Below are 18,434 nucleotides of genomic sequence, written 5' to 3'. Positions count from 1 at the left end.
GGCATGAGCACAAACCTTCGCTCCGGAATCATCGGAACCGGTTTCATGGGCTCGGTCCACGCGCACGCAATCAGGGCTTCCGGAGGGGTTGTCAGCGTCGTGGCAGGCCGCAGCCGGGACAGTGCCCACGCAGCCGCCCGGCGTCTGGGAGCGGGATCAGCGGCCGAGTCGGCGGAAGAGCTGATCGCCAGCGACGAAGTGGACGTCGTCCATATCTGCACCCCTAACGCCACCCACGTTGACCTGGCGCGGAAGGCCATCGCTGCAGGGAAAGCCGTCATCTGCGAAAAGCCTCTGGCCACGACGTTGCCGGACGCCATTGAGCTGAGTGAGCTGGCCGACCGTGCCGGGACGGTCACAGCCGTTCCCTTCGTTTACCGCTTCTACCCGGCGGTCCGGGAAGCACGGGCACGCCTGGCCGCAGGGGAGGCCGGGCGGTTATGGCTCCTGCACGGGTCATACCTGCAGGACTGGCTGGCCGGGGCGGACACGAATAACTGGCGCGTTGATCCCGGACAGGGCGGATCATCGCGGGCCTTCGGCGATATCGGTGTCCACTGGTGCGATCTCATGGAATTTACCACCGGTCACCGGATCACCAGGCTCGTCGCGAAGACTGCGCGTGCCTTCGAGCACCGCGAAGGCAGCGGAGGACTGTCGGCGGTGGGCACGGAAGACGGTGCGACCGTGCTGTTCGAGACGGACCTGGGAGCAACGGGGTCCCTGGTGGTCAGCCAGGTCACGCCTGGAAGGAAGAACCGCCTGTGGTTCTCTTTGGACGGAACCGAAGCATCTTTCAGTTTCAACCAGGAGCAGCCCGATACTCTGTGGGTCGGCGGAACCCGGTCGAGCAGCCTTGTTCACAGCGGAGCAGACACTCTGTCTACTGAGGCAGGGAAGCGATATGCCCGGCTGCCCGCCGGACACCCCCAGGGTTACCAGGACAGCTTCAACGCCTTCATCGCGGACGTCTACTCAGCCGTTGAAGGCCGGACACCCGACGGTCTGCCGACTTTCGGCGACGGTCTGCGCGCGGCCCGGATCACTGACGCTGTCCTGGCGTCCGCCTCCCGCGGAGGCTGGGTCGACGTGCCAGGCGGGGACCCGAACACCCCGACTGTTACAACCGGATCATTTTCATCTTCACTTGAAAGGCAGGAACAATGAAACTGGGATACTGTTCGATCACCTGGGGCGGCGTCGTCGGCGACGCCGGGGGCGTCACCAGCGTCAAAGACCTCTTCTACAGGACCAACGGACCCATGGACAAAGCCGTCCAGGATATTGCTGCGGCCGGGTACGAAGGCACCGAAATGTTTGACGGCAACCTTGCCGAATATGCAGAGAACCCCGATGAACTCCGCGGCATTCTCGAAGGCTCAGGGCTTTCGCTGGTCAGTGTCTACACTGGGGCGAACTTCATCTACGCCGACATCCTGCCCGATGAGCTTCACCGCATCCACCGCGCCGCCGAACTCGCGGCGACCTTCGGCGCAGAACGCCTTGTCGTCGGCGGCGGCGCACGACGGGCAGCCGGCACGACCGATGAAGACTACGTACGTCTGGGGACCGCTCTGGACCGCGTGACCGACATTGCCGAAAGCTTCGGACTCTCCGCCAGCTACCATCCCCATCTGACCACGATCGTGGAAAGCCCAGACGAGCTGGAGCGCCTGATGGGTTTGAGCCGGATCGGTTTCTGCCCCGACACCGCGCACCTGGCCGCGGGCGGCTGCGACCCGGCAGCGGAGATCCGCAAATATTCTGACCGCCTCCGTCACGTCCATCTCAAGGACTTCCGGAAGGACCCGTTCCAGTTCCTTCCTCTGGGCGAAGGCGACCTGAACTTCCCCGACATCATCGCGGCCATCAAGGAAAGCGGCTACGACAGCTGGCTGATGGTCGAACTTGATTCCTACGACGGCGACCCCCGCGCGGCAGCGGAGATCAGCAAGAAATACCTCGGCACCATCCTCTCCTGACCGGGACGGGAGCCATCAAACGGCCCGTCTGAGCGCAACCGGAAAATAATTCAGCAATACGAAGGGAAAAATCCACGTGAAAAACCTCAATGTCGGCCTCATCGGCGGCGGATTCATGGGCAAGGCCCACTCCTTAGCCTACGCAGCTATGCCCATGTTCTTCTGGCCGGCGCCCGCGCTGCCGGTACGCGCCGTGATCGCGGAAGCAACCGAAGAACTCGCCAGCGAAGCCGCACGCCGCTTCGGTTTCGAAAAATCGACGTCGGACTGGCGAAGCATCATCGATGACCCAACCATCGACGTCGTGGACATCGCCACACCCAACCACCTCCACGCCGAGATCGCCATCGCCGCCGCCCAGGCCGGCAAGCACATCATCTGCGAAAAACCGCTGGCCCGAACGGGCGAAGAGTCCAAGGCCATGTACGACGCGGTGAAGAACACCGATATCGTGCACATGGTCGCGTTCAACTACCGGCGCACCCCTGCCGTGGCCCTGGCCAAGAAATACATTGAGGAAGGGGCCATCGGCCGGATCACCAACTTCCGTGGCACGTACCTGCAGGACTGGAGCGCCGATCCGAACTCGCCGCTGTCCTGGCGGTTCCAGAAATCCATCGCCGGCTCCGGCGCCCTCGGCGACATCGCAACCCACGTGATCGACATGGCCCGCTACCTCGTTGGCGAATTCAGCCAGGTAAACGCACTGATGTCGACCTGGATCCCCGAACGTCCCCTTCAGAGCGGCGGTGCCGATTCCCTCGGCAAGGCCCGCACCGGAGAAGGGCCCAAGGGAGCGGTTGACGTCGACGACGAAGTGATGACCATGATCCGCTTCGCCAACGGAGCAGTCGGGTCGATCGAAGCGACCCGCAACGCCCACGGACGCAACAACTTCATCACCTTCGAAATCCACGGGACCGAAGGCAGCATCGTCTTCAATTACGAACGACGCGATGAACTTCAGGTGTCCTTCGCCAACGACCAGGCCGACCGGCGCGGCTTCCGTACCGTCTACACCGGCCCCAACCACCCCTACGGCGAGGCACTCTGGCCCATCCCCGCCCTGGGAATCGGCTACGGCGAAACCAAGATCATCGAAGCCCACGACTTCTTCAAAGCCATCGCCGAAGGCGGCAGCGTAAGCCCGAACTTCGCGGACGGTTACCAGACGGCCCTGATCGATGACGCCATCATCGAATCAGCCGAAAAAGACAGCTGGGTCGACGTTCCGCTCATCGACGCATAAGCGAGTCCGCATCGGGAGGACCGGTCCGCTGCCGGCAGCCCGGTCCTCCCGACCACGCACCACCACCCCTCCGACACGAAAGCCGACCCATGCCCGACAACACAGGCCCCGCGGCGCAAGACCACCGGATTACGCTCATACCCACATTCGTTGCAAAGCCGGGCTCAATCCAAGACCTGGAGAACGCGCTCAACGACCTGCAGGCCGCCAGCCGCCGCGACCCCGGCTGCGTCGTCTATGACGTCCTGGGCGATCTGTCCGACCCTGCCCGGTTCTTTCTCTACGAGCGATGGGAAGACGACGAAACGCTCGAAGATCACAACCGGCGGTCCCATGTGACAGATTTCCTGGCCCTGGCCGATCCATTGCTCGCCGAGCCCATGGTCGTCCACCGGCTCCGCAGCATCGGCTGAATGCAGCCACCAACTCACAACAGCAAGCGTTTAAAGGAGCCTGACATGCCCCGCCCGTACACCCTGTTCACCGGCCAGTGGGCCGACCTCCCCTTCGAGGAAGTCGCACGCCTGGCCTCCGGCTGGGGCTACGACGGCCTGGAAATCGCCGTGTCCGGCGACCACCTGGACGCCTGGCGCTGGGACGAGCCCGGCTATGTCGAGTCCAAGCTAGCGGTGCTGGAGAAGTACAACCTCAAGGTCTGGGCCATCTCCAACCACCTCAAGGGCCAGGCCGTCTGCGATGACCCCATCGACTTCCGGCACGAGGCCATCGTCGGGTCCAAGGTCTGGGGCGACGGCGATCCCGAAGGCGTCCGGCAGCGCGCCGCCGAGGAAATGAAGCACACGGCCCGGCTCGCGCGAGCGTTGGGCGTTGACACCGTGGTCGGATTCACCGGCTCCTCGATCTGGCAGTACGTGGCGATGTTCCCGCCCGTCCCGGAGAAGGTGATCGAGGCCGGCTACCAGGACTTCGCTGACCGCTGGAACCCCATCCTGGACGTCTTCGACGAATCCGGGGTCCGCTTCGCCCACGAAGTCCACCCCTCCGAGATCGCCTACGACTACTGGACCACCGTCCGCACGCTCGAGGCGATCGGCCACCGCCCCGCGTTCGGGCTGAACTGGGACCCGTCCCACTTCATGTGGCAGGGCATCGACCCGGTCTCCTTCATCTGGGACTTCAAGGACCGGATCTATCACGTGGACTGCAAGGACACGAAGCTGCGCCCTACCGGCCGGAACACCGTCATGGGCTCGCACCTGCCCTGGGGCGACCCGCGCCGCGGCTGGGACTTCGTCTCCGCGGGCCGCGGGGACGTGCCCTGGGAATCGTCGTTCCGGGCCCTCACCGCGATCGGCTACAACGGCCCCATCTCCGTGGAATGGGAAGACGCCGGCATGGACCGCCTCCATGGCGCCCCCGAGGCTCTCGCCGCCCTCAAGAAGTTCGACTTCCCGGCGTCGAACACCTCCTTCGACGCCGCCTTCAACACCAAGCGCTGACCAGTCCGCTTAGGCCCCTGCGCAGCCTGTAATTCGTCTCGGAAGCGTAGGTCGCGCCGAAATTAGTGACAGATCCGGACTTTGTACCTATATGGTGCCTAAATGCTGCCGCGGTGATCATGGGGGCACTCCACGGCAGTCATCACCCTTGTCGCCTCTGTGCTTGTATCTCTTGTCCTCTCCAATACTCGCTGCCTAAAGACCACAGCATGAATACGTTTGGAGCTCGGACTCAATCTCCCTCGACATCCTTACCAGATCAGCTCTGGACAGCACCCTGAATGCCACGGTGCAACTCCTCACGCCAAGGGCCGAGGCCCGCCGGCACGGCATCCTGGTCACGCGCACCGGCCCGAGCAAATTCATGGCCAGTCTCAAGTCCCCACGTACCGTACGGCACAACCCGGGAAAAGACTGGACTGGAAATGGAGTCAGTGACTTCTTCTGACGATGTCGGTGGATCAGGCGCACGGCAGCACTGACTTTCTGGACGACAGGGCGCACCTCACGCGTCAGGGTCGACGGGACGGGTGACGAACGACTTTGGTGTTTCCCAGGGCATGCGGTGCCCACCTTACATTCGGGCAAGAAATCTGGGCTCGACGAAGCGGGACGATCGGGCCGTGCCCGTACACTGGCAATCTCAATGAAGCTTCTATATCTCGTCAACCCCCAATTTCGCGGCCAGCGGCGGCGTTGAGGTGGCGGTAGAGGTGTCGGGCGAGGTAGCGCTTGATGCAGCGGCGGATCTCGCGGTCGGTCTTGCCTTCTGCGCGGCGCCTGTCGGCGTGAGCGCGGGTTTGGGGGTGGTGGACCATCCTGACCATGGCGATGACGTTCAGTGCGCGGTTGAGGCGCCTGTCGCCGCCGCGGTTGAGCCGGTGCCGGGTGGTGTTGCCAGAGGAAGCCGGGATGGGGTTCACTCCGGCGAGAGCGGCGAACGCGGCCTCGTCCCTGACCCGTCCGGGATGGGACCAGGCGACCAGGACGGTGGCTGCGGTGACCGGCCGGATCCCGGTCTCCTCGATCAGGGCCGCAGCGGGGCTGGCCTCGACGAGCTCGCCGGTCCGGTTCGTGTTGTCCGTGATCTCGGTGTCAAGGGCGAGGATCCTCTTGGCCAGCCGCACGGCCTCGGTGCGGGCGGTCGCGGCGGCGAGGTTCTCCTCGCGCGGGCGCCAGCGGGAGATCTCCCCGATCTTCCTGGCGCCTAGGGGATGCCGTGCGTCGATGCCGAGGTCGGCGATGTGCACGAGGGCGGTCAAGGCGTTCACGGCCCTGGTCCGTTCCCGGGTGAGCTCATCGCGGGCGGTGAGGAGGATCTGGGCTGCCGCCCGGATCCCTTCGTCCATCCGCGGGGTGCGCAGCTGATCATCTTCGAGGGGCAGCACGGCCGCGGCGATGCGCCGGGCATCGATCGGGTCGGACTTGCCGATGCCGCGGCGCCCTGCCCTGCCCATCCGGCCTGCTTCGACCGCCCGGTAGCCGGCAAGCCCGGTCTGGCGGGCGAGCTGAGCCCCGTAGCTGCCGATGCCCTCGATGACCCACAGGGCGCCGAGGTCTCCACCGGTGCGGCGTGCCGCCCAGGTGATCGCGCGGGCCCTGCCGGTATGGGTGTTGGGGAAGGCTTCGGTTCCCAGGTGCTCGCCGTTGGAGGTCAGCACCGCGTAGGTGTGGGTCCTGGCGTGGGTGTCCACGCCGATGACGAATGAATGCGTGTGGGCGACAGTGGTGCTCACGCGATCACGGTTCCTTTCCATGCGACAGTGTTCCCGGTCGCTGCGGACCGGCGCCGTGCCCGGGAGAGGTCACTTCGAGGCAGAACTGTGATGGGCCACGATCCCTGGGGGTCGGGCAGGCTTCTTATCAGGCCACCGAGGTGGGCCGGGCTGGCGCCGGCCGCCCACCACGGTCGGACAGTTCATAGGCAAGGCACCCAAGGGGGCCAGTTCTGTCATGAGCCACAACCGCGGCGAGGCGACCAATGCCAACCCTGCCAGCCGGTCCCGGACCAGCCATGTAAAGACTCACAGCTTCTGTCAAGCCGCTTGGGTGGTGTCGGCCGGTGTTGGTTCCCGATCGGTGGTGTGGTCGCGGAGCATGGCCCAGAGGGTGTTGATGCGCCGTCAGGCGAGGGCGCATTAGGGCCTGCTTGTGGGTTTTCCCTTCGGCAAGTTTGCGGTCGTAGAAGGCCCGTGAGGCCGGGCTGTTCTTCAGCCTGGAGAGCGCTCCGAGGTAGCAGGTGCGCATGACCCGCCGACTTTAGCCGCATGCTCTGTGGTGGTTGCCGGTGATGCGGCCGGAGTCCTTGGGTGCCGGGGCAAGGCCTGCGACGCTGGCGAGCCGGTCGACGGTTTCGAAAGCACGCAGGTCACCGCCGGTGTTGGCCAGAAACGCGGCGCCCAGCGCGGGCTCGAAGTCAGGCATACTCAGCAGGATGTCCGCATCGACGTGCTGCCGGAACAGGTCCGTGATCTGCGCGTCGATGCTGTTGATCTGATCGGCCAGACGAACGACCAGGGCCGAGCCTGTGCTCTGGGTTGGCAGGACTGTGTGCTGGGCGTTCGCGGCGTCGACGCCTTTTACTGCCATGGCGGCGCTGTTTCGGCAGCCACGTTTCCTCAGCCTTCCCGTGAGCCGGGTCAGTCCGATCCGGCGGATGCCCTCCGGGGTTTGGTAGCCGCCCAGGAGGATCAGGAGCGCCTTCTTGGTCGAACGCCCGCTCGAGTTGCTCGAGTGCCGGGGAGTATTCCAGCAGTCTGGCCCGGAGGCGGTTCATGGACCGGACCGATCACAGATTAGGTCGGTGCAGCGGGCGGTGAGCCTAATTTCTTGCATCTCTTGCATCTCTTGCGTCTCTTGTATCACTTTCCGTATCAGCGTTCGCCGACGGCTGCTTGAGCCTTCTCGTTTGCCTCACGAATCTGGTCTGTCATGTCTGTGTAGAACTCGTCGTTGGGGTCCTTGACGCCCCAGCCGCGGCCGAGATTTTCGATGTAGCCGCACCAGTGCCATCCGATGATCCACGGTTCGGCGGCGACTCGAGCCAAGCCGTTGGCGTAGTCTGCACCGCGTTCGGCCTGGGTCTCCATATCGCTCGTGCGGTGCGGGTTCATCTCCGTGGGGACCCAGTTGCCGATGTCTGCGATAACGACCGGCTTGCCCGTGAGCTCGTGCCAGCCACGGAGGTCTTTGATCATGGTGGAGTACTCTTCGTCGGACTTTCCAGTGAAGTACTGGACCGAAAGAACATCGATGAAAGGGACCATTGCGCGCAGGGCTGCTTCTGGGATGCCTTTATTGCCGTTGTACCGGTCCCCGAGGATCAGGTGGTTGGGGTCGTAGCGCCGGACGGCCTCGGTGATTGTTTTGTAGTACTGCGTGGCCACGTCGAACAGTTTCTGATCGTGTTCTTCTTGCGTCAGGCCCTCGAATCCGGGCCAGAATCTGCCGGCAGCGTGGGGCAGCCAAGCGGGAATGTCAACGAGGAAGTAGCCGATGAGGTTCGTGCTGTTCTTGTGATCGGATACCATGCGGCGCGCTATCCAGTCGGCATACTTCTGGAAGTCTTCGCCAAAGACGTCCCTGAACGCCGGGTGGCCGTTCCAGTCTTCAATTTCTTGCGCACGGATCTGCACAACGTATGGGAATCCGGAGTCAAGTAGATGCTGGTCCGGCCACGGGGAGGAGTGGCCCAGATCGACCGGGTCGCCGAACCAGTCCAGCGCTTCCCCCCATCCGCCGCTGATGTACTGGGATGTCCAACCGATGGTATTGAAGTTCAGGTCTTGCAGATCCCGGACAACTCCCTTGGTCCAGGCCTCGCGTGTGCCGTACTTGCGCTCGAAGATTTCCACGTTGTGCGGGTAGCGAAGGTCAGAGTCGTCCAGGTGGTTGAGTGCGAGAGAGATGAACGGCTTGCCCTGGGGGTCGATGAAGCTCCAGGCTCCGGTCTCGTTCTGACCTACCTGAAAGAACGAACGGGGTGCCGATGTATGTGATGACATTGCTGGTGATTTCCCTTCGATTTCTTGGCGCTGTTACTTCTTGCTGAGCGAAACGGCAGCGATGATGATGAGTCCCTTGATGATCTGCTGGACCGAGGAATCCACGCCCATGAGTACAAGGCCGTTGTTCATCATGCCGATGATGAGGGAGCCTGCGAGGGCGCCGATAATGGTGCCGCGCCCACCGAAGAGGCTCACGCCGCCGAGGATCACTGCCGCGATGACGTCAAGTTCGAGCCCGACGCCGACGTCGGGACGTGCCGCGTGTGCTATTCCGGTGAAAAGGAGGGAGGACAGTCCGACGAGGCCGCCGGTGATGACAAAGGAAAGGATGATTGTGCGCTGGGTGTTTACGCCCGTGAAGCGGGCTGCCTGGGGGTTGCCTCCGGTGGCGAAGACCCGCAGGCCGAAGACGCTCTTATGGAGGATTATGACCCCGAGGGCAACGATGACCACTGTCCAGACGACGGCTATTGGTATTCCAAGGATGTTGCTGTCACCGAAGATGCTGAAGAACGGACGATTAGCGATGAGCACAGGTCGCGTATCTGTGATGATCAAGGCGATTCCGCGTGCAACACCAAGCATGCCCAACGTCACGAGGAAGCTGGGCACCCCTAATTTGACGGTGAGTAAGCCGTTGATGAATCCAAATATCACTCCCACCGCAACGGCGGCCAGCGCTCCCAGGAGCCAGAAGTTGGAGATGTATTGCAGGGCCAGGCCGGAAACCATTCCACACAGGGCGAAAACGCTGCCTACTGAGAGGTCGATCTGTGCGTTGACGATGACAAAGGTCACTCCGACGGCGATGATCGACACGATGGCTGTCTGTCGGCCGACATTGGCGAAGTTCTGGGCGCTGAGGAACACCGGAGAGGCGATCGAGAAGAACACCACCAACGCCACCAGTGCGATGTAGACGAAATATTCGCGGATGAAATTTCCCGCTGATCTGCCGCTCCACAGCGGCCGCACAAATCTAGTGTTGATCGCGCTCATGGCTCTCTAGAACCCTCTCGTTGAGTCTTGAATAGATATATTGATCAGTCGTATCGCTTGTTACTTTTTCCGGCTCGCTCATCGAGGTGGAAGTCATGAAGTAGATTTCGTCGCAAAGTTCCTGAAGCTCGACGAAGTCAGACGAGGCAACAACAATTGCGGCTCCCTCTTCTGCGAAGCGATGAATCACCCGGTAGATTTCCTGCCTCGCCGCCACGTCGACGCCCTGTGTCGGTTCGTCCAGGAGAAGCACTTGTATCCCTGGTTGCAGCCATTTCGCGAAGACGACCTTCTGCTGGTTTCCGCCAGACAGGGACTGCACAGGGCTGTCGATGGAGCTCGTCTTCACCTGGAGCGTGTCCACCAGCCCGTGAATCAGTGTGCGCGCGGCCTTGTTGTCAACGAGGCCACCTTTACGCAAGGCTTTATAGTGGGCGAGCGTTAGGTTACGTTGGATTGAGTGCTGCAGGATTATGCCGGACCGGTGCCGGTCTTCGGGTACAAGTGCGACCCCTGCATGCAATGCTTCCCACGGGTGCTTAAAACGCACGAAACGACCGTCGAGTGTGATCTCTCCTGCTGTGCCCCGGCGCACACCTCCGATGGTTTCCAGCAGTTCTGTCCGCCCCGTTCCGATCAGCCCGGCGATGCCAACAATCTGACCGGCAGAAGCCGTGAAGCTGATGTTGGAGAACCGGTCGCCCGCCAGACTTGAAATCTGCAGTTTCGGCCCGGACGACGACGAAGTGGTCGTCAGCTCCGGGTGCGTGTAGCGGTCGAAATCCTTCTTCGCAGGGCCGGGCTCATCCGGCTCGGTCCCAGTGATTTCCCGGACCAGAGATTCCATCTCCATGTCGGCTACGTCGGCCGTAAGGACTTTGCGCCCGTCTCGAATGATCGTCACGCGATCGGCGAGTTCGAACACTTCGGTCAGGCGGTGAGTAACGTAGATAATGCCCACGCCGGATTTTTGGATGTCCCGGATGCTCTTGAAAAGCAGCAGTTGGTCCGCTTTAGTCAGGGTGGATGTGGGCTCATCGAGCACCAGCACGCGGGCGTCACGGTGTATGGCTTTGGCGATCTCAACGAGTTGCCGCGATGCCACCGAGAGGTTTTCGACCAGTTCTTCCGGGGGCAGATGAAGACCGAGGCTGTCTGTGAGTTCCTTCGCGATGCTGTTCATTTTCTTCTTCTGAACGAGTCCGAGCGCATTACGGATTTCGTTGCCGAGGAAAATGTTCTGGGCCACCGAGAGGGACGGAACGAGGCTCAATTCCTGAAAGACGGTCGCGATGTCAGAGTGGGAGCGTTCCCGCCCGTCGACCTCGACCGTTCCTTCGTCTTGGGGCTGCACCCCGTCAAGGATCTTGATGAGTGTCGACTTACCGGCTCCATTGGGGCCGAGAAGGGCATGGACTTCACCCGCCCGCAAGTCAAAGTCCACGTCCTTGAGAGCGTATATTCCGTTGAAGGCTTTACTTACTCCCTGGGCTACGAGAACGGTTTCACCTGCGGGGGGTTCGACTGGAATCGCTTCGGCGTGAACATTCATGCCCTTATCCTTCCTGTAGTCCGCGTACGGTTGCTGGTCATTTGAATTGCTAGCCGCAGATGCCTGAAGACTTGCAGGCATCGAGGACTTCCTGTGGCGGCTTCGTGTGGAATATCGACTCATAGCTCTTAAGCAGGTTGCCGGGAGTCACAGCCACCGGGGGAAGGGCAACCCAGGCAGGGACCTTGTTCCCGACGAGTGCGTTGGCCGCGGCCAGCGCTTCCGCTACTCCCTGGTCATACGGCTGTTGGGCGCCGATCGCTTTAATGTATCCGCCGCTGGCCATTTCCACCGCAACCTCTGTTCCCAGGTCAATGGTGGTGATAGGGACGTTCACGCCCGCGTTCCGGAGAGAAGCAACGGATTGCATTGCCGGGGAGTCCCAGATGACGAACAGGCCCTTGACGTCCGGGTTGGCGGTCATGAAGTTGGCAGCGACGGGTCCGACCGCGTTGGTGTCTGTGAAGCTGACGGTCTTTACCTTGACGTCGGGGCGGTTTTGTTTGAACCACTCCTTAACACGCAGAGTGCGTTGGTTCGTAGTGTAAAAGTCCACACCGTAATCCACGATCCCGGCGGCGCCATTTTGCGGAATATACTTGGAGAGCCCCGCAGCCGCAATTTCGCCGTTCCCCTGATTATCCGGTGCGACTACAGCCTGGTAGTCGGCCGGATACGTCAGGCCTGACGCCGGCATGTGGATGAAGATCAATTTGATGCCGGCAGCCGCTACCTTTTTATACGTCGCGGCTGTTGCCACATCGTCCGTAGGGATGCTGATGATGGCATCAGGCTTCTTCGTGATGAGGTTTTCAAGGTCAGAGATCTGCTGCTGGACTTTGAACTTCGCATCGGTCACGCCGACCACCTGCACGCCGAGGCCGGTGAGTGTTTTTTGAATGCCTTCGATGGTCAAACGGGACCAGTCAATGTCCATGGTGTTCATCGAGATGCCCACGGAGAACTTTCCGTCAGCGACCTTCTTTTTATCCGCGTCGCTGAGTTGGAGTTTGTCGACGAGGGCTGGTTCCTCACCGTTCTTTCCCTTGCCGACAATGCCGGCCGGGGCGATCGACGCGGCATCTACCACGACAGCCTTCCCATCGGAAGCGGTTGAAGTGCCGCCGGAGGCGTCGGACGAGCATCCTGAAAGGAGGAGTGCGAAGGCGGTGAGCAGGCCTGCGCCTGCGGCAATGCTCTTCTTACTGCGTGTCATGATCCGTGTTTTCCTTCTCGTGTGGGCAGGCCTGGTGCGGGATACGCATCACCCCGGTGAAATCCGGTGTGGGTGGGTAAAAAGGTTCTTGCGGTGATTCATGCTGATTTCGGCTGCCGCTCGACGAAGATGGCCGGCAAGTTCCACCATGAGTCAACTGTCGTAGTCTGCTTTTCGAATGGCCTCGACAATTCCCGGGAAACAGCCATGTCGGCTTTGGTGCGATAATCACGATCCCTGATGCTGGTGGCGTCGTCTGGGGCGTCTACGACGCCACCCCAGACAATGGCTGGCTAATCTAATTTCGCTCAACCTCCGTTGAGAGAGGACACAGATTGGGCCGCGTCACTGCCAATGGCCCGTGATGGGTCAGGTCTTGGTTCGTGGTGTTGCGGGCGCAGAACGGCCGATTGCTCCGCCGTTCTGCGCCCGAGCGGAAGGTTATTCGCGCCCGAAGAAGTCCAGGTAGGCCGCTGCCAGGGCCTCAGGGTCTTCTTCTGCAAGCTGGTGCCCCCACGGCAGGATGACTCCGCGAACGTCTTCAGCGACTTCCCGCATCTGCCGCTCGTTGTCGTCGCCGATAAAGTGCTCGCTTCCGACGGCCAGAACGGGCATTTTAAGTTTTGTCTTTGCTGACTCGCGGTTCTGATCAGCATCATCGAGCGTTGCGCGGTAAATCGCGAACATGCTCCTCAATCCACCAGGCGACGAGTAGCAGCGAACGTACTCGTCCAGAGCATCAGGGGTGATGGCCTGCGGGTTGTGTGTTTCATGTTTGATGAAGTAATTGAAGTACTCCCGTTCTTTGCCTGTGATCAACAGTTCCGGGAAGTCAGGGACGCTGTAGAAGTTGATGTGCCAGAGCCAGACATAGGTGCTGACGTTTTCACGGGTGAGGAAGGAGTACTCTTCGAGCCCGAATCCGGGGAGAATCATCTCCTGGTATACGAGCTTCTTGACCCGCTCAGGGTACTGAGCTGCGACCTGGTAGGCGGTCGAAGCTCCCCAGTCTTCTCCGACGAGGTTGAAGGTGTCGTACCCGAGGTGTGTGGCCAGCTGTGCGATGTCCTCTGCCATATTCTTCATGTCGAAGCCGTCCTGCGGGTGCTCCGAATCTCCGAGGCCCCGAAGGTCCGGGGCGATGACCGTGTAGTACGGGGTCAGCAGCGGGATGACGCGTCGCCAGTGGTATGAGGTCTTCGGTACCCCGTGCAGCAGAAACAGCGGTTCGCCTTCACCGGCGATTGTGTAATGCAGCCGCACACCGTTGACGAGGGCTCTACCGTGCTTCGCGGGTACTCCGTTGTGGTCCTGAATGATTTCCACGTTTACTACTCCTTTGTTGTTCTTGTGGTCAGTACAGTGGGCAGCGATTATTTGCCGCCGTTAGTGGCTTCGCTGGCTTTGACGAGCTGAGCAGGAGGGTCCTGGTGGTAGACCTGTTTCCAGGCATCCAGGACGTTTTTCTGGAGCACCGGAACCGAAGGAAAGCCAACCCAGTTAGGGACGGTGCCGCCCAGAAGAACCTTGATGGCCATATCTGATTCAGCTAGCCCCTGGTCGTAGGGCACCTGAGCGCCTAGCGCTTTGATATTTCCGCCTGTTGCCAGATCCATGGCAACGTCGGATGCAATATTGACTGCAGTGATGGGGACGCTTTTGCCCTGGGCGCGCAATGCCTGGTCAATGCCCACGGCGGGGACTTCCCATTCCGTGAACATGCCCTGCACATCAGGGTTGGCGGTGAGAAAGTTTCCTGCGTCCTTCCCGGAGTTCGCGGGATCGAGGAATTCGGTGGTCTTGATCTTAATGTCGGAACGGTTCGCCTTCATCCAATCAACGAATCCCTTCATGCGTTCCTTAGTCACGAAGAAATCGACACCGAAGTCCAGCACGCCGACTGTGCCGCCTTTCGGGATGAACTTGGCGAGGGCCTGGGCGCAGACTGCGCCGTTTCCCTGGTTATCGGACGACACCATGCCCTGATAGTCGTCGGGATACTTAAGTCCCTTAGGGACGTTGTCCATCATGATCAGCTTGATACCCGCGGCACCAATCTTGCGGTAGGCCTCGGCTGTTGCCGTGTCATCAACGGGGATGCTGATAATGGCGTCAGGCTTCAGCTGGATCATGTTCTCGATGCCGGAAACCTGCTTGGTGACATCAAAGTTAGGGTCAACAACACCGACTACTTCTGCGTTGTATTCCTTGAGCCGGTCCTTGATCGCCCGTACCTGCTCCGTCGACCATTCGATGTTCATGGTCTGCATGACAATGCCCACGCGGAACTTGCGTGCCTTTGCCTTAGCCACTTCATCCTCGGTCAGTTTGACCTGATCGAGAGTGCCGGACTTGACGCCGTTCGGACCAAGGCCGACGATTCCACTCGGTATGAGCTCTTTGGCGGTGACGTTGGCCAGCGGGTCTCCCGATCCGGTGGACCCGGCACCACCGGATCCACTGTCCGAGCTACATCCGGTGAGTAATGAAGTGATTGACGCCAATGCGACCACAGCGACTACGGCTGATCTTTTCATGTTCTAGTTCCCTTTCAGGCGGTCTACTTTGACCAAGGACCGTTGCCTCTTCCTGTACCGGGCCGGGGACCCTTTGGAACTCCTTAGGCAACTTATGACGAATATCGTCATTAGATGGAAGAGTATCGGCTTCTTATGTGAGATGCAACACTTTACGGTGGCTGAAGCGGCAAACGCTTCCTCCATTACGGTCGATGAAAGTTGTTGTAGTGTCGATCTATCCCAAGGAGTTTGGTGAGTATGCATCGCGGGCCGACCGCCGCCTCAACAAAGGATCATGATGACCGGGCGTAACATCCCCCCTGGCCTGGGTGCCAGCGAATTGTTCCAGGTACTGCGCGACGGTGTACCGCGTACCCGGAACCAATTGGCGGCTTCCACAGGAGTGGCACGATCGACGATAGCTCTGAGGCTTGACGAGCTGCTCAGTCTCGGCATTGTCTCACCGGTCGGAGAGACTTCTTCCACAGGCGGTCGTCCGTCCGCGCTGGTTGCGATGAACCCAGGAGCACGCGTCGTCATAGCTGCCCAGTTCGGGGCAACCCAGGGTACTGTCGCCCTGATCGACGTTGGATCGACCGTCATCTCCGAGCACAAGGAGACGCTGGATATAGGCGTAGGACCAGTACCAGTACTTAATTGGTTCCTCGATGTGGCCGAGCGGCTACTGCATGAAGCGGGAAGACCAGAAAGCGACCTCGTGGCGATCGGGATCGGCCTCCCCGGGCCGGTTGAACATGAAAGCGGACGTCCAAAAAATCCGCCAATCATGCCCGGCTGGCACAACTTCGATGTACCGGCGTTCGTGCATCCCCGGTTCGAAGTTCCAGTCCTCGTCGACAACGATGTCAATGTCATGGCTCTGGGAGAAAGAGCCGTCGCCGGCCCGGAAGCAGACTACATGATCCTCGTAAAGGTCTCGACCGGTATCGGCTCCGGGATCATTAGCGAAGGGCAGTTGCAAAGAGGATCACGGGGTACGGCCGGCGACCTCGGCCATATCCAACTCGTTGCCCACGACGCCCTATGTGCCTGCGGAAACTTCGGCTGCTTAGAGGCAGTCGCCGGAGGCAGCGCCATTGCCACAAAACTGCGTGACCAGGGACTCGATACACACTCCGTTCAAGACATCGTGACCGCAGCCATATCTGGAAATATGCTCGCCATACAAGCCCTTCGTCAAGCGGGGCGGGATATCGGAGAGGTCCTCACCACCTGCGTAACACTTTTCAACCCCTCGCTGATAAGCATTGGCGGCTCACTTGCCAATGCAGGGGAACACCTCATTGCCGGTATCCGGGAGGTCGTGTACGCACGGTCTAAGCCCATCGCGACCGAGCACCTCTCAATCAACCGTTCAAAAGCCGGCGAAAAAGCGGGAGTTCTCGGCGCAGGGATCATGGCCATCGACTGCGCGCTGTCGCCTGAGGGGATCAACAGGATGTCGGAACGACCCGGCGCCAACGCCGCCCTGTAGTGCAAGCCTGGACACCAGTTGATTGAGTCCGTTGGGGTTTTGGAGGCGGGCGTCCGCTGGCGCGGCCGGCTGTTGGGTCCAGGCCCTGTTTCGGCTGCTGCGCCGGGGTGGGGAACAAGGCCTGGACCGCCCTCCCGGCTCACACATATGCGCTGTTATCGGCACTGGGGGCATTGCACGCCTGCGGGCTGGCGGCTGTGGGAACTTTCGCCAGGAAGAAGTGGTGAAGGCCCGTCTGCTTAAGCCGATTCGGCTCCCTCGAAGGCGCGTCCGTCGACCAGGAAAGGGCCGCCATGACCCTGGGCTACGCAAACAGTGGCGTGACCACCACCTGGCCGATGACTGGACCAATGATGCGACTGCATAGGCGTCTCAGAACCCTAGGAGCGCGGGTCAGTAGTCGGCGGGGTTTTTAAAACGCCGGTCGATTGACCGGGCTGCGGGGGTGGGGGCTGGAAGAATCGGGGTATGACTTCCGATCCCCAGGATGGCTTGTTTGATGAAGCGCTCGTGGAGCGGGTGGAACGTCCTGACGAGGGCATCGTGGAAGCCGGCGCCGGCGTGAACAAGCGGTTCAAACCCTTCGAGCCGGACGCGGTGATGCTGGTCCCGCCGTCGCTGGATGAGTGGCTGCCGGGCAATCATCTGGCCCGGTTCATCGCCGATCTCGTGGCGGAGGAGCTGGATCTGTCCCGGTTATACGGTTCGTACGCGAAGACGAAGGGCCAGCCGCCGTATGATCCGCGGCTGATGGTCCGGGTCCTGCTCTACGGGTACTGCGTCGGGATCCGTTCGTCCCGGGAGCTGGAGCGGGCGTGCGTGGACGTGGTCGCGTTCCGGTGGCTGGCCGGGCAGCAGGCACCGGATTTCCGGTCCATCGGCCGGTTCCGCAAACGCCACCTCGCGGCCCTGGGCAACGTGTTCCTGCAGGCCCTGGAACTGTGCCGGGCCGCGGGCATGGTCTCGTTGGGCCGGGTCGCCCTGGACGGGACGAAGGTGCGGGCCAACGCGTCCCGGCGCAAGGCGATGAGCTACGGGCGGTTGACGGAGCGGCAGAAGATCCTCGCCGCCGAGGTCTCCGACATGCTCGCCGACGCGCAAAGTGTTGATGCGGCCGAGGACGCCCGGTACGGGGCGGACAAGCGCGGCGACGAGCTCCCGGCGGAGCTGGCCGACCGGCAGTCGCGGCTGGTGAAGATGGCCGCGGCCCGCAAACAGCTCGAAGGCGAAGCAGCCGAAAAGGCCCGCAGGGACGCCGAACGCAAGGCCCGGGACGACGGGACGGCCGCCGCCAAGGGACAGGAAGCGGCGGCGAAGGCGGTGGTGAAGCCGTCGGCGCAGCGGAACTTCACGGACCCGGATGCGCGGATCATGAAGACCGCGGACGGGTCCTTCCACTACTGCTACAACGCCCAGGGCGTGGTCGACGCGGACCACCAGGTCATCGTCGCCACCGGGCTGAACAACACCGCGGTGGATGTGCAGCAACTGGTCCCGATGCTGGAGAAAACCCGGGAGATCAACGGCTCGCTGGGCGGGCAGTTCCTCGCCGACGCCGGCTACTGTTCGGCGGGCAACCTTGAGCATGTGGCCTCCCTGGCGGAAACCGTTGCCGGGCAGAGCGAATTCTTCATCGCCACCGGCCGGCTCAAACACGGCGAGCAGGTCCCGGACGCGCCCCGGGGACGGATCCCCGCCAATGCCACGGACCGGGAACGGATGGGCCGGAAACTGAAAACGAAGAAGGGCCGGGCGGTCTATGCCCGGCGCAAGGCGATCATCGAACCGGTCTTCGGACAGATCCACACCAGGCAGGGCAAACACGTGCTCCTGCGCGGACTCGACCAGGCCAAACACGAATGGGAACTGATCGCCGGCTGTCATAACCTGCTCAAACTCTTCACGTTCAAAGGGAAAGCCTGGTCCGCCGCCCCGGCCGGAGCCTGAAGACCAGG

15 protein-coding genes are annotated in these 18,434 nt (G+C 61.6%); 7 read left to right on the top strand and 8 right to left on the bottom strand.

Going from position 1 to position 18,434, the window contains the following annotated elements; translation table 11 throughout:
* Positions 1-3 precede the first annotated feature (3 nt).
* The 5 genes from ACP4XC_RS14515 (at position 4) to ACP4XC_RS14495 (ending at position 4,691) form a co-directional block, all read left to right on the top strand.
* On the top strand, positions 4-1,167 hold the full coding sequence (locus tag ACP4XC_RS14515) for a Gfo/Idh/MocA family protein (protein WP_427170837.1): 1,164 nt from the start codon (positions 4-6) through the stop codon (positions 1,165-1,167).
* Positions 1,164-1,982, top strand: coding sequence for a sugar phosphate isomerase/epimerase family protein (locus ACP4XC_RS14510; RefSeq protein WP_427170834.1), 819 nt, complete (start codon positions 1,164-1,166; stop codon positions 1,980-1,982). The genes ACP4XC_RS14515 and ACP4XC_RS14510 overlap by 4 nt, the downstream gene beginning before the upstream one ends.
* A gap of 76 nt (positions 1,983-2,058) precedes the next feature.
* Positions 2,059-3,231, top strand: coding sequence for a Gfo/Idh/MocA family protein (locus ACP4XC_RS14505; protein WP_427170832.1), 1,173 nt, complete (start codon positions 2,059-2,061; stop codon positions 3,229-3,231).
* Between the two features lie 89 nt (positions 3,232-3,320).
* On the top strand, positions 3,321-3,644 hold the full coding sequence (locus ACP4XC_RS14500; RefSeq protein WP_427170829.1) for a putative quinol monooxygenase: 324 nt from the start codon (positions 3,321-3,323) through the stop codon (positions 3,642-3,644).
* A gap of 45 nt (positions 3,645-3,689) precedes the next feature.
* Positions 3,690-4,691, top strand: coding sequence for a sugar phosphate isomerase/epimerase family protein (locus ACP4XC_RS14495; protein WP_427170827.1), 1,002 nt, complete (start codon positions 3,690-3,692; stop codon positions 4,689-4,691).
* A 665-nt stretch (positions 4,692-5,356) separates the two neighbouring features.
* Here the strand turns inward: ACP4XC_RS14495 and ACP4XC_RS14490 are convergent.
* From ACP4XC_RS14490 to ACP4XC_RS14455, 8 genes are all read right to left on the bottom strand, one after another.
* Positions 5,357-6,427 (bottom strand): IS110 family transposase, encoded by a 1,071-nt coding sequence (locus ACP4XC_RS14490; protein ID WP_427170825.1) that lies wholly within the window; start codon positions 6,425-6,427, stop codon positions 5,357-5,359.
* 523 nt (positions 6,428-6,950) lie between these two features.
* On the bottom strand, positions 6,951-7,280 hold the full coding sequence (locus ACP4XC_RS14485) for a transposase (protein WP_427170823.1): 330 nt from the start codon (positions 7,278-7,280) through the stop codon (positions 6,951-6,953).
* 284 nt (positions 7,281-7,564) lie between these two features.
* A complete protein-coding gene (locus ACP4XC_RS14480) occupies positions 7,565-8,695 on the bottom strand; it encodes an agarase (RefSeq protein WP_427170820.1) in 1,131 nt (376 codons plus the stop codon).
* A 33-nt stretch (positions 8,696-8,728) separates the two neighbouring features.
* Positions 8,729-9,697 carry an ABC transporter permease gene (locus ACP4XC_RS14475; protein ID WP_427170818.1) on the bottom strand — a complete coding sequence of 323 codons (969 nt, stop codon included), beginning with the start codon at positions 9,695-9,697 and terminating at the stop codon, positions 8,729-8,731.
* Positions 9,678-11,249 (bottom strand): sugar ABC transporter ATP-binding protein, encoded by a 1,572-nt coding sequence (locus tag ACP4XC_RS14470; protein WP_427170816.1) that lies wholly within the window; start codon positions 11,247-11,249, stop codon positions 9,678-9,680. Before ACP4XC_RS14470 ends, ACP4XC_RS14475 begins: the two co-directional genes overlap by 20 nt.
* 49 nt (positions 11,250-11,298) lie before the next feature.
* A complete protein-coding gene (locus ACP4XC_RS14465; protein WP_427170814.1) occupies positions 11,299-12,465 on the bottom strand; it encodes a substrate-binding domain-containing protein in 1,167 nt (388 codons plus the stop codon).
* A gap of 441 nt (positions 12,466-12,906) precedes the next feature.
* Positions 12,907-13,791 carry an alpha/beta fold hydrolase gene (locus ACP4XC_RS14460; RefSeq protein WP_427170812.1) on the bottom strand — a complete coding sequence of 295 codons (885 nt, stop codon included), beginning with the start codon at positions 13,789-13,791 and terminating at the stop codon, positions 12,907-12,909.
* A gap of 47 nt (positions 13,792-13,838) precedes the next feature.
* On the bottom strand, positions 13,839-14,978 hold the full coding sequence (locus tag ACP4XC_RS14455) for a substrate-binding domain-containing protein (RefSeq protein ID WP_427170810.1): 1,140 nt from the start codon (positions 14,976-14,978) through the stop codon (positions 13,839-13,841).
* A 409-nt stretch (positions 14,979-15,387) separates the two neighbouring features.
* Here ACP4XC_RS14455 and ACP4XC_RS14450 point away from each other — a divergent pair, with 409 nt between their 5' ends.
* Together ACP4XC_RS14450 and ACP4XC_RS14445 are read left to right on the top strand one after the other, a co-directional pair.
* On the top strand, positions 15,388-16,479 hold the full coding sequence (locus ACP4XC_RS14450; protein WP_427170808.1) for an ROK family protein: 1,092 nt from the start codon (positions 15,388-15,390) through the stop codon (positions 16,477-16,479).
* Between the two features lie 561 nt (positions 16,480-17,040).
* On the top strand, positions 17,041-18,426 hold the full coding sequence (locus tag ACP4XC_RS14445; RefSeq protein WP_427175116.1) for an IS1182 family transposase: 1,386 nt from the start codon (positions 17,041-17,043) through the stop codon (positions 18,424-18,426).
* The last annotated feature ends 8 nt before the right edge of the window (positions 18,427-18,434 follow it).

It is taken from the genome of Arthrobacter sp. 92 (assembly GCF_050260325.1).
Taxonomy (GTDB): Bacteria; Actinomycetota; Actinomycetes; order Actinomycetales; family Micrococcaceae; genus Arthrobacter.
This window is presented reverse-complemented; position numbering and strand designations above follow the sequence as displayed.

Excerpts from the sequence above, each read along its gene's own strand:
- ACP4XC_RS14510 (WP_427170834.1), top strand. The coding sequence starts at position 1,164 with ATGAAACTGGGATACTGTTCGATCACCTGGGGCGGCGTCGTCGGCGAC.
- ACP4XC_RS14475 (WP_427170818.1), bottom strand. The coding sequence starts at position 9,697 with ATGAGCGCGATCAACACTAGATTTGTGCGGCCGCTGTGGAGCGGCAGA.
- ACP4XC_RS14470 (WP_427170816.1), bottom strand. The coding sequence starts at position 11,249 with ATGAATGTTCACGCCGAAGCGATTCCAGTCGAACCCCCCGCAGGTGAA.
- ACP4XC_RS14485 (WP_427170823.1), bottom strand. The coding sequence starts at position 7,280 with ATGGCAGTAAAAGGCGTCGACGCCGCGAACGCCCAGCACACAGTCCTG.
- ACP4XC_RS14465 (WP_427170814.1), bottom strand. The coding sequence starts at position 12,465 with ATGACACGCAGTAAGAAGAGCATTGCCGCAGGCGCAGGCCTGCTCACC.
- ACP4XC_RS14500 (WP_427170829.1), top strand. The coding sequence starts at position 3,321 with ATGCCCGACAACACAGGCCCCGCGGCGCAAGACCACCGGATTACGCTC.
- ACP4XC_RS14495 (WP_427170827.1), top strand. The coding sequence starts at position 3,690 with ATGCCCCGCCCGTACACCCTGTTCACCGGCCAGTGGGCCGACCTCCCC.
- ACP4XC_RS14480 (WP_427170820.1), bottom strand. The coding sequence starts at position 8,695 with ATGTCATCACATACATCGGCACCCCGTTCGTTCTTTCAGGTAGGTCAG.
- ACP4XC_RS14515 (WP_427170837.1), top strand. The coding sequence starts at position 4 with ATGAGCACAAACCTTCGCTCCGGAATCATCGGAACCGGTTTCATGGGC.